Origin of the sequence: Kocuria sp. KSNUG (assembly GCF_049532735.1) — a bacterium.
In the GTDB taxonomy this organism is placed as follows: Bacteria; Actinomycetota; Actinomycetes; order Actinomycetales; family Micrococcaceae; genus Kocuria; species Kocuria rhizophila.
Window position 1 is genome coordinate 683,287 of record NZ_CP150981.1, and the last position, 13,865, is coordinate 697,151.

Consider the following 13,865-nt stretch of genomic DNA (forward strand, 5'->3'; position numbering starts at 1 on the left):
GGAAGGTACTGCGGGGGTGGGCTGGCTCATCGGGTCCATCCGTTCGGGGGGTGTCCCCATATTCCGGGTCACGCCGCGAGAGCGGTCGGCGCGGGGTAGGGGCGGTGGGTGGCTGATAACAGGTGCTGTCGCCGAGCACCGCGAAGATCACATTGCAATGATGGCAGGGCAACCAGATAACGGCTGCGCCGCGGCGTTGGCGGTCGGCTCGTTTGCGATCGTAGTAGACCGTCGGGACGGGGTCGTGGATTGCCTCGAACCACACGGAGTAAAAAAGCTCGTTCTTCAACCGTCGGTTACCTGCGCGGGCGGGGAACTCACTGCGGATCAAGGTCCCAGATTGTCGCGTGACCGGCGCAATCCCTGCACAGGTTGCCGTGCGGTCTGCTGTCTCGAACCCGGTGTCATCACGAGCACGCGGAAGAGCTTGGCTGCATTCTTGCTGCCGGTCCCCGGCATGCTGATTGAGACCTCGGTGAGAATGAAGTCCTCGGGAGTGGCCTCGACACTCGCCCAGGGAACTTGCTCATCGTTTGCGCCCGTGTAGTCATCGTCATGCCCTCCTACACCCAGTCACCCAGGCTGTCCGGGAGGGCCGCCTCCAGCGGGACGGCGAAGGCTTCGAAGTCCCGAGGCGCGAAGTGCCGCATGTAGTCCTGCAGCGCCACCGTTATGATGCCCCAGTCGGGGTACGGCGGTGCACCCCATCCGAACTGCAGCGTCGAAGACCAGAGGAAGTCCGGCATCCCCAGTTCACCGATGCTGGACATGGAGTCGTCGAGGTCCAGGATCTGCTGAGCGCATTCCCGATCCCCGACGGTCACCGGTGTTGCAGCGTTTAGACCGTGCTGGTAACCCTGCCAACGGACCAGTGTCCATGTGGCGTGCGCGGCCACGAACTCCTCCAGCGCTTCACGTAGCGTGCGTACGAAGTATCCGGACACGGCACCCCTGCAGGAGTCCCAGCTGGTCATGTCTCGGCCCGCAAGCGCCGCACGGTGGCGCAGATCGGAGAGGTCGATGCTCCGCAGCTGCTCAGTGTCCTCGACTTCGCGGGGTAGGAATGCCGACCACGGGCAGCGTGCCTCGCTTGCCTCGTTGTGTAGTGGCAGCAGGAGCCGGTAGTGCGCCAGGCCCGAACCAGCGAGTGTCCGCGGGACCAGATTCGCCGTGACCGGGCTACCGTGCCGCATCCCGCACAGCCGGCAGCGCATACCAGCGGGCCAGCGGGGCGAGGTCCTCCACGTCCTCCACGCCGTCCAGGGGTTGCCACCGCAGCTCCTCGATCTCCGCGGCCGGCACCGGAGTCCGCGTCAGTGGGGCCGTGCTCATGAACACGTGGCTGTGCAGCCCGTGACCGGGTTCGTTGGCGGCGTCGCTGTGCCACTCGCCCACCGGCACGAGGTCCGCCGGGGACAGTTCGATCCCCAGCTCCTCGCGCACTTCGCGGATCCCGGTCTCCTCGGGGGTCTCGCCCGCCTCCGGTTTCCCGCCGGGGAACATGAACATGCTGGTCCCGCGTTTGCGCACGGTCAGCACGCAGCCGTCCGAGGCGCGGCGCAGGACCACGCCGGTGACCTTGATGACGGGGCGGGCGGCGTCGTCGTTCCCGGAGGGCGAGGAGGACGGAACGGGGGCCTGGCGGGGATCATGGGATGCGGACACGCCTGCCAGTGTAAGGAGACGCCATGACCAATCCCCTGACCACCCTGCCCGTGCCCGTGGTGCAGGCGCCCATGGCGGGTGGGCCGTCCACGCCCGCGCTCGCGGTGGCCGTGGCGCGTGCCGGCGGGCTGGGCATGCTCGCCGCCGGGTACAAGAGCACTGACGCGATGGCGGAGGAGGTTCGGGAGGTCGCCGCGCACACGGACCGCTTCGGGGTGAACCTGTTCGTTCCGGAGAAGGACCCCTCAGATCCCGCCGCGCTGGCGGACTACGCCCGTGCGCTGGCACCGCCGGCCGCCGAGCTGGACGTCGCCACACCGCAGCCGGGTGAGTACGTGGACGACGAGTACCCCGCGAAACTTGCCCACCTCACGGCCCACCCCGTCCCACTCGTCTCCTTCACGTTCGGGCTGCCCACCGCGGACGACGTCGCCCGGTTGCGGAACGCGGGCAGCGCCGTCGTGCTCAACGCGACGTCCGCGGACGAGGTGGCGGCCGCGGCCCGGCTGCGTCCGGACGCAATCGTGGTGCAGGGCCGTGAGGCGGGCGGACACCGCGCCACCCACGGCCAGGACACGGAGCCGGAGGACATCACCACGGCGGACCTGCTGGTGGCCGCCCGCCGTGCGACGGACATTCCGCTCGTGGCCGCGGGCGGGATCACCGGCCGGGACGACGCCGCCGCCCTCCTCGCGCGGGGTGCCGCGGCCGTGCAGGTGGGCACGCTGTTCCTCACCGCGGTGGAGGCCGGCACGAAGCCCGCGCACCGGGCGGCCCTGCTGGACGGCGCGCACACGGAGACCGTGGTGACCCGCGCATTCTCCGGCCGGGCGGCCCGAGCGCTGCGCAACCGCTTCACGGACCAGATGGCGGCGCACGAGGTGACCGGCTACCCCCAGGTGCACTACATGACCGCCCCGCTGCGGGCGGCATCGTCCGCGGATCCCGAGGGACTGAACCTCTGGGCGGGCACGGGCTTCGCGGCCTGCCGCGACACCACCGCGGCGGATGTGGTGGAGTTGTTCCGCGGGCTCTGAGCGCTCCGCCACCACTTCTTGCTGCTTGCACGACTGCCCGGCACGCCGCACCGCACCACGTCCAGAGGAGATCCCCGCCCCATGCAGAAATGGCTGTACCTGACCGCCGCGATCGCGTCCGAGGTGACGGGTTCGCTGGCGCTGAAAGCCGCCGTGGAGAACCCCGCGTTCTACGCCCTGGTGGCGGCCGGATACCTCGGCTCCTTCCTCGGACTGTTCGCGTCCTTGCGGCACGGCATGACCCTGGGCGTGGGGTACGGGATCTGGGGCGCCACGGGGGTGGCCGCCACAGCGGTGCTGTCCTCGATCGTCTACGGGGAGACCATCACGCCGCTCATGGGTGCCGGGCTCGTCCTGGTCATGGTGGGTGTGCTCCTCGTGGAGCTCGGCTCCCAGGTGGCGCAGCGCCGCTCCCAGCCGGAGGCGACGGGTCCGGAGGTGGCCCGGTGACCGTGCTCAGCTACGTTCTGCTCGGCGTCGCGATCCTCTGTGAGGTGGGCGGCACCGTGTCCCTGCGCATGGTGAGCGTGGGCAGCCGGCTGTGGTGGCTCGGCGTGGCCGCGGGCTACGCCGTGGCGTTCTCGCTGCTGGGAGTCGTGCTCGCGGAGGGCATGCCGCTCGGGGTGGCGTACGGGATCTGGGCCGCCGCCGGCGTGGCGCTCACCGCGCTCATCAGCCGCGTGTTCTTCAAGGAGCCCCTCACCTGGATCATGGGCGCCGGTCTTGTCCTGATCGTGGGCGGTGTGCTGCTCATCGAGACGGGTGCCGCGCACTGATCGCCGCGGGCCCGGCCCCGGGCATAGTGTGGAGGTGACCCTGCCCCACGGCGCACCCGCTCACCCAGGAGGCACCATGCCCACCCAGAAGATCGTGGCCCCACCGGCCAAGGCCGCCATGTTCCTGGTCCTGACCATCAACGAGGGCTCGGAGTCCCAGGTGGCGGACGTCCTGACCGAGGTCTCGGACCTCACCAAGGCGGTCTCGTTCCGTGTGCCCACGAGCAACCTGCTGTGCGTGGTGGGCATCGGCCACGACGCCTGGGGCCGGCTCTTCGACGCGCCGCTGCCCAGGGACCTGCACCCGTTCAAGGAGTTCCACGGGGAGGTGCACTCCGCACCGGCCACCCCGGGGGACATCCTGATCCACCTGCGGGCGGGCACCCAGGACGTGTGCTTCGAGCTGGCCAAGCACCTCATGACGCGGCTGCGGCCCTACACGCAGGTGCAGGACGAGGTCCACGGCTTCAAGTTCTTCGAGGAGCGGGACCTGCTGGGCTTCGTGGACGGCACCGCGAACCCGGAGGAGGACGACGCCCAGACCGCGGCCGTGGTGGGGGACCAGGACCCGGCCTACCGCGGTGGCAGCTACGTGCTGGTCCAGAAGTACCTGCACCAGATGGACGAGTGGGAGGCGCTGTCCACGGGCGAGCAGGAACGGGTCATCGGCCGCTCGAAGCTCGAGGACATCGAGATGTCGGACGAGCAGAAGCCCGCCAACTCGCACGTGGCGCTCAACGACCTCGACGACGTGGACGGCCACGCCCGCGAGATCGTGCGGGACAACATGCCCTTCGGCGAGGTGGGCTCGGCCGAGTTCGGCACCTACTTCATCGGCGACGCGGCGGACCCGGCGATCACCGAGACCATGCTGGAGAACATGTTCATCGGCAACCCGCCGGGCACCTACGACCGCATCCTGGACTTCTCCACCGCAGTCACCGGGGGCCTGTTCTTCGCCCCGCCCAGGTCCTTCCTGGACGATCCCACCACGGTGCCCCCGCGGGAGACCTCCTCCAATTCCCAGGCCGACGACGACGCCGCGCCCGCCGACCCCGCGCCCGTCGCCTCCGCGGACGGTTCCCTGGGCATCGGCAGCCTCAAGCGACCCTGAACCGGGCCCGCCGGCCACCGGTGCCGCGCCACCGCCACCACCAGCAAAGACCTCTCCAGAACCCCTTGAAGGAGCTCACGATGAACAACCTGTACCGGGATCTTGCACCCATCTCCTCCGCCGCGTGGTCGGACATGGAGGACGAGGCGCGCCGGACCTTCCGCGCCCGCGTGGCCGCGCGCCGCGTCGTCGACATGCCGGAACCTGCCGGGGCGGAGTTCTCCGCGCTGGGCACCGGGCACGTGAGCCGCGTGGAGGCGGACACCACCGGGGTGGAGGCCCTGCAGCGCCACGTGGTGCGCGTGGTGGAGCTGCGGGCCCCGTTCACGGTGAAGCGCTCGGACGTGGACTCCGTGGAGCGCGGTGCCACGGACCCGGACTGGCAGCCCGTGAAGGACGCCGCCGTGGCCCTGGCCTCCGCCGAGGACCGCACCGTCTTCTACGGCTCGGACGCCGCCGGGATCCAGGGCATCGCACCCGCGAGCGACAACGGCCGCGTGGCCATGCCCCAGGACGTCCGCGAGTTCCCGAACGCGGTGGCGAAGGCCAAGACGGAGCTGCGGCTGGCCGGTGTGGCCGGGCCGTACAACCTGCTGCTGCCCGCGGAGCTCTACACGGAGGTCACGGAGACCACCGACCACGGCTACCCGATCCACGAGCACATCTCCCGCATCCTGGGCGACGGCAGCATCATCTGGGCCCCCGCGCTCGACGACGCCCTGCTGCTCTCCGCGCGCGGCGGCGACTACGAGCTGCACCTGGGTCTGGACACCGCGATCGGCTACACGTCCCACACCGCGGACACCGTGGACCTCTACCTCCGCGAGACCCTGACGTTCCGGGTCAACACGTCCGAGGCCAGCGTGGTCATCTCCGCCTGACCTCCGAGGGCCGCGCCCCGGCCCGCCCTGGACGTCGCCCCGCTCCGGGCGACCCCGGGCCAGCATGCAGAAGACCCGCCGCGCACTCCCCCAAGGAGTGCGCGGCGGGTCGTTCCATCCCCGGGTGCGGCGGGGAGGCTCTGTGGGTCAGCCCTTGCGGAGGAAGCCCGCGAAGAACTCGCCGAGTTCGGCGGTGGCGTCCAGCGGGAGGACGGCGGCCACGTAGTGGTCCGGGCGGACCACCACCACGGCGCCGTCGCGGCTGATCTTCCGCAGGTCGAAGATGTCCTCACCGGGGATCGCGGCGTACACGCGCTCCCAGTAGTTCAGCTCGAACGGCCCCACCTGCGGCTTGAACGCGCGGGGGACGGCGTTGATGTCCACCTGGTCGTAGGACTGCTGGTAGGTGACGTCCACGTCGAAGAGGGCGTCGTCCCCGTCCCCCTCGCGGCGGTAGGCCACGAGCGGCGAGGCGGGGTCGTTCTGCAGCCACTCGGCGAACGCGGAGGTGGGGGAGTCCGCCCCGGCCACCGCGGAGTCCGCGTACACGTGGATGCGCCAGCGACCGTCCGCGGTGGCCTCGTGGCCCTGGTGCACCACCACGGAGTCGCACACCCGCTGGACCTTCGCGGACTTGAAGCGCTTGCCCACGGGGTAGCCCTCCGCGAGGTCCTGGTGCTCCGCGCCCGCGACGATCAGCGAGGGCTGGTACTCGGTCATGAACCCGGCCGGGAACTCGGCGGTCTTGACGTAGAACTCCTCGAGGTACTTGGGGTCCGGGAGCTTGTCCTGCGGGGTGGCCATGAGCGTGGACCACTGGCGGTCGAAGTCGATCAGGTTCTTGGCGATGACCTGCCGCTCCTCGGAGTAGGTGTCCAGGAGGGACTCGTCCGCGCGGCCCGAAAGCACGGCGCCGAGCTTCCAGCCCAGGTTCCAGCCGTCCTGCATGGACACGTTCATGCCCTGGCCGGCCTTCGCGGAGTGGGTGTGGCACGCGTCCCCGGCGATGAACACGCGGGGGCAGCGGGTGCCGCGGTCCTCGGTGTCGACGTCGTCGAAGTGGTCCGTGAGGCGGTGGCCCACCTCGTACACGGAGGACCACGCCACGGACTTCACGTCCACGCTGTAGGGGTGGATGATCTCGTTCGCCCGGCGGATGACCTCCTCCACGGGGGTCTTGCGGATCTCGTGGTTGTCGTCCTCGGGCACCTCGCCCAGGTCCACGTACATGCGGAACAGCAGCCCGCCCTCGCGGGGGATGTGCAGGATGGAGCCGTGCACGGAGTTGATCGCGCACTTGGTGCGGATGTCCGGGAAGTCCGTGTTGGCGAGCACGTCCATGACACCCCACGCGTGGTTGGCGCCCTTGCCCTCGAGCTTGCGGCCGATGGACTTGCGCACGCGGGACGCGGCGCCGTCGCAGCCGAAGACGTACTTGGCGCGCACGGTGCGCTCCTCGCCCTCGCGGGGCCCGGCCACGTAGCGGATCGTGACGGCGACCGGGTGCTCCTGCTCCTGGTCCACCTCCAGGCCCACGAACTCGATGCCGTAGTCCGGCTCGATCCGCCCCGGCCCGCGCTTGGCGGAGCGCAGGAAGTAGTCGAGCACGCGCGCCTGGTTCACGATCATGTGCGGGAACTCGGAGATGCCGTGGGGGTCGTCCGCGGGGCGGCCCGTGCGCACGATGTTCTGCGGGTTCGTGGGGTCCGGGTTCCAGAAGCACATCTCCCGGAGCATGAACGCCTCCTGGATGATCTCCTGCGCGAAGCCGAAGGACTGGAAGGTCTCCACGCTGCGCGCCTGCAGCCCGTCCGCCTGTCCGATCTCCAGACGCCCGGTGCGGCGCTCGATGATCCGGGTGCTGACCTCCGGGTACTGGGAGAGCTGCGCCGCGGCGATCACACCGGCCGGACCGGAACCCACGATGAGCACGTCCATGGTGTCCGGGAGGTCCTCGGCGCGGTCCACCCCGTAGCCGCGGGCCTCCTGCACGCGAGGGTCCTCGGAGACGTATCCGTTCTGATGAAAGAGCATGCCTTCTCCTGCGTTCTGCGATGGTCCGGACCGAGCACCGGGCACGGGTGAGCGACGGTGCTCTCCCCGGCGGTGAGTCGGTGCGCATGTAAGTCTGTTGCCCAGATCATATACGATATGTGGTGCACGTAACAGGGTGCCGGTGGATCTCGCGGAAGTGTGACGCCCCGAAGATTCCGTGCGCTCAGGGTCCGAGTGCCCTGAAATCTCGGCGGTCACTGGCAGTCCTGCGACAATAAGGTGATCCAAGCCACTTGTCGCCCCTGTCCAGATAATATACGATTTTCGATAACATCCTGCCGACCACGAGGAGGCGGTCACGGTGACCGAGAACCCCCAGAACGCCCAGCACACCGCGGATGGCGCCGCCACCCCGCAGCCCGTGCCGGTGCGTCCCGGCAAGATCGTCGCCGTGCACGTGGCCTACGAGTCCCGCGCGGCCCAGCGCGGTCGCAAGCCCGCCGTGCCGTCCTACTTCCTGAAGCCGGCCAGCTCGCTCGCCGGTTCCGGTGCCGCCGTGAAGCGCCCCGCGGGCACCGAGCTGCTCGCGTTCGAGGGTGAGATCGCCCTGGTGATCGGCACGCCCGCCCGCAACGTCTCCCTCGAGGACGCGTGGAGCCACGTGGCCGCCGTGACGGCCTCCAACGACTGGGGCCTCTACGACCTGCGCGCCGCGGACAAGGGCTCCAATCTGCGCAACAAGGGCCGGGACGGCTACACCTCCCTGGGCCCCGCGCTGATCGACGCCCGCGAGGTCTCACCGGAGCAGCTGCGTGTCCGCACCTGGCTCAACGGCCAGGTGGTCCAGGAGGACACCACGGCCCCCGAGAACATGATCTTCCCGCTCGCCCAGTTCGTGGCGGACCTCTCCCAGCACGTGACTCTGGGGGAGGGGGACGTGATCCTCACGGGCACCCCCGCCGGGTCCTCGGTCGCCCGTCCCGGGGACGTCGTGGAGGTGGAGGTGGACGCGCCGACCGCGGCCGGAGCGCCGTCGTCCGGTCGGCTGGTCAGCCGCGTGACCGAGGGGACCGAGGGCTTCGACGAGGGCCTCGGTGCCATGCCCGCGGTGAACGACACCCAGCGCGAGGAGGCGTGGGGCTCGCGCGAGGCCGCGGGCCTGCCGGAGCAGGGCCAGGAGCACGCCCTCAGCCCGGCACTGCGCGCGAAGCTCGACAAGGCCCCCACCGCGGGCCTGTCCGCCCAGCTGCGCAAGCGCGGGCTGAACAACGTGGTGGTCGCGGACGTCTTCCCGCAGACCCCCGGCACCAAGCTGGTGGGCACCGCCAAGACCCTGCGTTTCGTGCCCAACCGCGAGGACCTCTTCACGAGCCACGGCGGCGGCTACAACGCCCAGAAGCGCGCGTTCGACGCCGTGGGCGAGGGTGAGGTGATCGTGATCGAGGCGCGCGGGGAGACCGGTTCCGCGACCCTCGGGGACGTCCTCGCCCTGCGCGCCCGCCACAACGGCGCGGCCGGCGTGGTCACGGACGGTGGCGTGCGCGACTACGCGGCGGTGCAGGAGATCGGGCTGCCCGTGTTCTGCAAGGGCCCCAACCCTGCCGTGCTCGGCCGGCGGCACGTGCCGTGGGAGTCGGACGTGGCCGTGGCCTGCGGCAACGTGACCGTGCTGCCGGGTGACGTGGTCGTGGGGGACGACGACGGCGTCGTCGTGATCCCGCGCGAGCTCGCCGAGGAGGTGGTCCAGGACGCCCTGGCCAAGGAGCACGAGGACGCCTGGGTGGCCGAGCGCGTGGCCGAGGGGCACCCGGTGGACGGGCTGTTCCCGCCCACGGGGGAGTGGAAGCAGAAGTTCCAGCAGTGGCTGGCCGAGAACCCGCTGCCCTCCGAGTGACCCGCGCCTGAGCGCATCCCGCACCCGATCACCTGACCCGAACCGAGGACCACATGCCCCTGACCGCGGACACCGCTGGCGCCGCCCCCTCCAAGGCGCAGCGCGCGTACGACTGGATCAAGGCCCAGATCATGTCCCAGGCGTTCTCCCCGGGCTACCGCCTGGTGCTCGCGAGCATTGCCGAGACGCTGGGGATGTCCGTGGTGCCGGTGCGCGAGGCCATCCGCAGGCTCGAGGCGGAGGGGCTCGTGACGTTCGAGCGCAACGTGGGTGCGCGGGTGTCCATGGTGGACGGCGAGCAGTACACCTACAGCATGGAGACCCTCGCGGTCCTGGAGGGCGCGGCCACGGCCATGTCGGCCGAGCGCATCACGGCCGCGGACCTCGCCCGCGCGCGGGAGCTCAACGCCGCCATGGAGGAGTCGCTGAAGAACTTCGACCCGCAGACGTTCACGGAGACCAACCACGAGTTCCACCGCGTGCTCGCGTGCCGGTGCCCCAACGAGCGGCTCAACGACCTGGTCACGGTGGAGTGGGAGCGGCTGAACCACCTGCGGACCTCCACGTTCTCGTTCGTCCCGGAGCGTGCCCGCGCCTCGGTCAACGAGCACCACCACATCCTCCACCTCATCGAGACCCACGCCCCGGCCGAGGCCGTGGAGCGGGCGGTGCGCCAGCACCGTGCGGCCACCCTGCGCAGCTACCTCAGCAGCCGCGGGGAGCCGGACGAGGTGCAGCGGCGATCCGCGTGACCCACTGACAAGCATCCACCCCACCGAATCCGAGGAGTCATCACATGGCCGCTCTGCAGGACACCAAGCCCGATAACCTTCCCGAGTCCATCCGCCACTACATCGGTGGCGAGTGGGCGGACTCCATCGACGGGGACACGTTCGACGTGCTTAACCCCGTGACCAACGAGCCCTACATCACGGCCGCCTCCGGCAAGAAGGCGGACGTCGACGCCGCCGTGGCCGCCGCCAAGAAGGCGTTCGAGGAGGGCCCGTGGCCCAAGATGCTCCCGCGTGAGCGCTCCCGGATCCTCCACAGGATCGCGGACATCGTGGAGTCCCGCGGGGACCAGCTGGCCGCCATGGAGTCCTACGACTCCGGGCTGCCCATCACCCAGGCGCTGGGCCAGGCCCGCCGCGCGGCGGAGAACTTCCGGTTCTTCGCGGACCTGATCGTCGCCCAGATCGACGACGCCTACAAGGTCCCGGGCCGCCAGGTGAACTACGTGAACCGCAAGCCCATTGGCGTGGCCGGTCTGATCACGCCGTGGAACACCCCGTTCATGCTCGAGTCCTGGAAGCTGGGCCCCGCACTGGCCACCGGCAACTGCGTGGTGCTCAAGCCCGCCGAGTTCACCCCGCTCTCCGCCTCCCTGTGGCCCGGGATCTTCGAGGAGGCCGGTGTCCCCGCCGGTGTCTTCAACCTGGTCAACGGCTTCGGCGAGGAGGGCTACGCCGGTGACTCCCTGGTCAAGCACCCGGACGTCCCCCTGATCTCGTTCACGGGCGAGTCCCGCACCGGGCAGATCATCTTCGCCAACGCCGCCCCGTACCTCAAGGGCCTGTCCATGGAGCTGGGCGGCAAGTCCCCGGCCGTGGTCTTCGAGGACGCGGACCTCGAGGCCTCGATCAACGCCACGATCTTCGGGGTGTTCTCCCTCAACGGCGAGCGCTGCACCGCGGGCTCGCGCATCCTGGTGCAGCGCGGGATCTACGACGAGTTCGTGGAGCGCTACGCCGCGCAGGCCAAACGCGTGAAGGTGGGTCTGCCCTCGGACCCCAGCACCGAGGTGGGTGCCCTGGTGCACCCGGAGCACTACGAGAAGGTCATGTCCTACGTGGAGATCGGCAAGCAGGAGGCCCGTCTGGTCGCCGGTGGCGGCCGTCCCGAGGGCTTCGAGACCGGCAACTACGTGGCGCCCACGGTGTTCGTGGACGTGGCCCCGGACGCCCGGATCTTCCAGGAGGAGATCTTCGGTCCGGTGGTGGCCATCACCCCGTTCGACACGGACGAGGAGGCCCTGGAGCTCGCGAACAACACCAAGTACGGCCTGGCCGCCTATATCTGGACCAGCGACCTCAAGCGCGCCCACAACTTCGCGCAGAACGTGGAGGCGGGCATGGTGTGGCTGAACTCCAACAACGTGCGTGACCTGCGCACCCCGTTCGGCGGCGTGAAGGCCTCCGGGCTGGGCCACGAGGGCGGCTACCGCTCGATCGACTTCTACACGGACCAGCAGGCCGTGCACATCAACCTCGGTGAAGTGCACAACCCGGTCTTCGGCAAGCAGGAGGACGCCGCCGCGAAGACGGACGGCTGAGCCCCGGCCAGGCGGCGTCGACGCCCACCCGGCACCCACGCCCACGCACCACGCCCTCGCCGTCGCGGTCCGCCCGGCCCGCGGCGGCGGCAGGCATCAGAAACTCCACCACCCTCACCACGAAGGACACATCATGACGAATCCCGCTGATCGGACAATGACGTCCTCGGGCTTCTACGTTTCCCAGGAAGCCCCGATCACCACCGACAACCCCATCACGACCCCTTCGGCTCCCGCGCCGGACATCCTGCGCTGCGCGTACATGGAGCTCGTGGTCACGGACCTCGCGGCCTCCCGCGCGTTCTACGTGGACGTGCTGGGGCTGACGGTCACGGAGGAGGACGAGAACACCGTCTACCTGCGCTCGATCGAGGAGTTCATCCACCACAACCTGGTGCTGCGCCAGGGCCCCGTGGCCGCCGTGGCGGCGTTCTCCTACCGCGTGCGCACCCCCGAGGACCTGGACAAGGCCGTCGCTTTCTACGAGGGGCTCGGCTGCCGCGTGGAGCGCCGCGCGGAGGGCTTCACCAAGGGCATCGGCGAGTCCGTGCGCGTGGAGGACCCCCTGGGCTTCCCGTACGAGTTCTTCCACGACGTGGAGCACGTGGAGCGCCTCGCGTGGCGCTACGACCTCTACACCCCGGGTGCCCTGGTGCGCCTGGACCACTTCAACCAGGTCACCCCGGACGTCCCCCGCGCCACCAAGTTCATGCAGGACCTGGGCTTCCGCGTGACCGAGGACATCCAGGACGAGCAGGGCACGGTGTACGCCGCGTGGATGCGCCGCAAGCCCACCGTGCACGACACGGCCATGACCGGCGGCGACGGGCCCCGCATGCACCACGTGGCCTTCGCGACCCACGAGAAGCACAACATCCTGGCCATCTGCGACAAGCTCGGTGCACTGCGCCAGTCGGACAGGATCGAGCGCGGCCCCGGCCGCCACGGCGTGTCCAACGCGTTCTACCTCTACCTGCGGGACCCGGACGGGCACCGCGTGGAGATCTACACGCAGGACTACTACACCGGTGACCCGGACAACCCCGTGGTCACGTGGGACGTCCACGACAACCAGCGCCGCGACTGGTGGGGCACCCCCGTGGTCCCCTCCTGGTACACGGAGGCGTCCCTGGTGCTGGACCTGGACGGCAACCCGCAGGAGGTCGTCTCCCGCACGGACGACTCCGAGCTGGCCGTGACGATCGGCGCGGACGGCTTCTCCTACACGCGCCCCTCCGAGGGTGAGGAGTCCATGCCGGACTGGAAGAAGGGCGAGTACAAGATGGGTCACCAGCTCTGACCCGCGACGACGACGCCGCCCGCGCCCTCGGTGGGCGAGCGGCGTCGTCGTCCACCGCGCACGCACGAACCGAAAGGCAAGGACATGCTGGACCACGAACGCGTGGTGGCCATCGCGGACGAACTGGCCGCCGCGGAGGCGAACCGCACGATGATCGAGCGCCTCACCAAGCGCTACCCGGAGATGACCGTGGAGGACTCCTACGCGGTGCAGAACGAGTGGCGCAGGCGCGCGCAGGACTCGGGGCGGCGGCTGGTGGGCCGGAAGATCGGGCTCACCTCCAAGGTCATGCAGGAGGCCACGGGGATCACGGAACCGGACTACGGAGCGATCTTTGCGGACCAGGTCCATGAGAACGGCTCGGTGATCGAGCACGGGCAGTACTCGAACGTGCGGATCGAGGTGGAGCTCGCGTTCGTGCTCAAGGACGAGCTGCGCGGGCCGCACGCGAGCATCTTCGACGTGCTGCGGGCCACCGAGTACGTGGTGCCGGCGCTGGAGATCCTGAGCTCGCGGATCCAGATGGAGGGCCGCACGATCGTTGACACCATCTCGGACAACGCGGCCCTGGGCGGGATGGTCTACGGCGGCAACCCCGTGGCGCCTGACGCCGTGGACCTGCGGTGGGTGTCTGCGCTGCTGTACCGCAACGAGACCCTCGAGGACACGGGCGTGGCCGCGGCCGTGCTCAACCACCCCGCGAACGGTGTCGCGTGGCTCGCGAACAAGCTCGCCGCGCACGGGGACGCGCTGGAGGCCGGGAGCATCGTGCTGGCCGGGTCCTTCACCAAGCCCATGTGGGTCCACCCCGGGGACACCGTCCACGCCGACTACGGACAGTTGGGAGCCATCACGTGTCGCTTCGAGTGAA

Annotated in this window: 13 protein-coding genes and 1 pseudogene; 10 read left to right on the forward strand and 4 right to left on the reverse strand. The window is 69.9% G+C overall.

Going from position 1 to position 13,865, the window contains the following annotated elements; all coding sequences use genetic code 11:
* Positions 1 to 301: 301 nt before the first annotated feature.
* The 3 genes and pseudogenes from AABM36_RS02990 to AABM36_RS03000 form a co-directional block, all read right to left on the reverse strand.
* Positions 302 to 517 (reverse strand): annotated as a pseudogene (locus tag AABM36_RS02990) (hypothetical protein); the annotation flags it as partial.
* 46 nt (positions 518 to 563) lie between these two features.
* Positions 564 to 944, reverse strand: a complete 381-nt coding sequence (locus AABM36_RS02995; RefSeq protein ID WP_423447314.1) for a hypothetical protein — start codon at positions 942 to 944, stop codon at positions 564 to 566.
* A gap of 235 nt (positions 945 to 1,179) precedes the next feature.
* Complete coding sequence (locus AABM36_RS03000; protein ID WP_423447316.1) at positions 1,180 to 1,665, reverse strand: NUDIX hydrolase; 486 nt, start codon at positions 1,663 to 1,665, stop codon at positions 1,180 to 1,182.
* Between the two features lie 23 nt (positions 1,666 to 1,688).
* On the opposite strand from AABM36_RS03000, the gene AABM36_RS03005 reads away from it, so the two are divergent.
* The 5 genes from AABM36_RS03005 to AABM36_RS03025 all read left to right on the forward strand — a co-directional run bounded on the left by AABM36_RS03005 (position 1,689) and on the right by AABM36_RS03025 (position 5,473).
* On the forward strand, positions 1,689 to 2,702 hold the full coding sequence (locus AABM36_RS03005) for an NAD(P)H-dependent flavin oxidoreductase (RefSeq protein ID WP_423447317.1): 1,014 nt from the start codon (positions 1,689 to 1,691) through the stop codon (positions 2,700 to 2,702).
* Between the two features lie 81 nt (positions 2,703 to 2,783).
* Positions 2,784 to 3,152: a DMT family transporter gene (locus AABM36_RS03010; protein WP_039100724.1), complete on the forward strand. Its 369-nt coding sequence runs from the start codon at positions 2,784 to 2,786 to the stop codon at positions 3,150 to 3,152.
* On the forward strand, positions 3,149 to 3,478 hold the full coding sequence (locus tag AABM36_RS03015) for a DMT family transporter (RefSeq protein ID WP_039100725.1): 330 nt from the start codon (positions 3,149 to 3,151) through the stop codon (positions 3,476 to 3,478). Before AABM36_RS03010 ends, AABM36_RS03015 begins: the two co-directional genes overlap by 4 nt.
* Positions 3,479 to 3,554: 76 nt before the next feature.
* Complete coding sequence (locus tag AABM36_RS03020; protein WP_423447318.1) at positions 3,555 to 4,592, forward strand: Dyp-type peroxidase; 1,038 nt, start codon at positions 3,555 to 3,557, stop codon at positions 4,590 to 4,592.
* Positions 4,593 to 4,672: 80 nt separating this feature from the next.
* Positions 4,673 to 5,473 carry a family 1 encapsulin nanocompartment shell protein gene (locus AABM36_RS03025; protein WP_423447320.1) on the forward strand — a complete coding sequence of 267 codons (801 nt, stop codon included), beginning with the start codon at positions 4,673 to 4,675 and terminating at the stop codon, positions 5,471 to 5,473.
* A 147-nt stretch (positions 5,474 to 5,620) separates the two neighbouring features.
* On the opposite strand, the gene AABM36_RS03030 is transcribed toward AABM36_RS03025, so the two are convergent.
* Positions 5,621 to 7,507, reverse strand: a complete 1,887-nt coding sequence (locus AABM36_RS03030) for an FAD-binding monooxygenase (protein ID WP_423447322.1) — start codon at positions 7,505 to 7,507, stop codon at positions 5,621 to 5,623.
* Positions 7,508 to 7,829: 322 nt separating this feature from the next.
* Between AABM36_RS03030 and AABM36_RS03035 the strand changes: the two genes are divergently transcribed.
* The 5 genes from AABM36_RS03035 (at position 7,830) to hpaH (ending at position 13,864) form a co-directional block, all read left to right on the forward strand.
* Positions 7,830 to 9,362: a fumarylacetoacetate hydrolase family protein gene (locus AABM36_RS03035; RefSeq protein WP_423447324.1), complete on the forward strand. Its 1,533-nt coding sequence runs from the start codon at positions 7,830 to 7,832 to the stop codon at positions 9,360 to 9,362.
* A gap of 53 nt (positions 9,363 to 9,415) precedes the next feature.
* Positions 9,416 to 10,114 carry a GntR family transcriptional regulator gene (locus AABM36_RS03040; protein WP_423447326.1) on the forward strand — a complete coding sequence of 233 codons (699 nt, stop codon included), beginning with the start codon at positions 9,416 to 9,418 and terminating at the stop codon, positions 10,112 to 10,114.
* Positions 10,115 to 10,158: 44 nt separating this feature from the next.
* Positions 10,159 to 11,694, forward strand: coding sequence for a 5-carboxymethyl-2-hydroxymuconate semialdehyde dehydrogenase (gene hpaE / locus AABM36_RS03045; RefSeq protein ID WP_423447328.1), 1,536 nt, complete (start codon positions 10,159 to 10,161; stop codon positions 11,692 to 11,694).
* A gap of 133 nt (positions 11,695 to 11,827) precedes the next feature.
* Positions 11,828 to 12,994, forward strand: coding sequence for a 3,4-dihydroxyphenylacetate 2,3-dioxygenase (gene hpaD, locus AABM36_RS03050; protein ID WP_423447329.1), 1,167 nt, complete (start codon positions 11,828 to 11,830; stop codon positions 12,992 to 12,994).
* 84 nt (positions 12,995 to 13,078) lie between these two features.
* Positions 13,079 to 13,864, forward strand: coding sequence for a 2-oxo-hept-4-ene-1,7-dioate hydratase (gene hpaH, locus AABM36_RS03055; protein ID WP_249494213.1), 786 nt, complete (start codon positions 13,079 to 13,081; stop codon positions 13,862 to 13,864).
* Position 13,865: the final 1 nt, after the last annotated feature.

Excerpts from the sequence above, each read along its gene's own strand:
- AABM36_RS03005 (WP_423447317.1), top strand. The coding sequence starts at position 1,689 with ATGACCAATCCCCTGACCACCCTGCCCGTGCCCGTGGTGCAGGCGCCC.
- AABM36_RS03010 (WP_039100724.1), top strand. The coding sequence starts at position 2,784 with ATGCAGAAATGGCTGTACCTGACCGCCGCGATCGCGTCCGAGGTGACG.
- AABM36_RS03020 (WP_423447318.1), top strand. The coding sequence starts at position 3,555 with ATGCCCACCCAGAAGATCGTGGCCCCACCGGCCAAGGCCGCCATGTTC.
- AABM36_RS03025 (WP_423447320.1), top strand. The coding sequence starts at position 4,673 with ATGAACAACCTGTACCGGGATCTTGCACCCATCTCCTCCGCCGCGTGG.
- AABM36_RS03030 (WP_423447322.1), bottom strand. The coding sequence starts at position 7,507 with ATGCTCTTTCATCAGAACGGATACGTCTCCGAGGACCCTCGCGTGCAG.
- AABM36_RS03040 (WP_423447326.1), top strand. The coding sequence starts at position 9,416 with ATGCCCCTGACCGCGGACACCGCTGGCGCCGCCCCCTCCAAGGCGCAG.
- hpaE (WP_423447328.1), top strand. The coding sequence starts at position 10,159 with ATGGCCGCTCTGCAGGACACCAAGCCCGATAACCTTCCCGAGTCCATC.
- hpaD (WP_423447329.1), top strand. The coding sequence starts at position 11,828 with ATGACGAATCCCGCTGATCGGACAATGACGTCCTCGGGCTTCTACGTT.
- hpaH (WP_249494213.1), top strand. The coding sequence starts at position 13,079 with ATGCTGGACCACGAACGCGTGGTGGCCATCGCGGACGAACTGGCCGCC.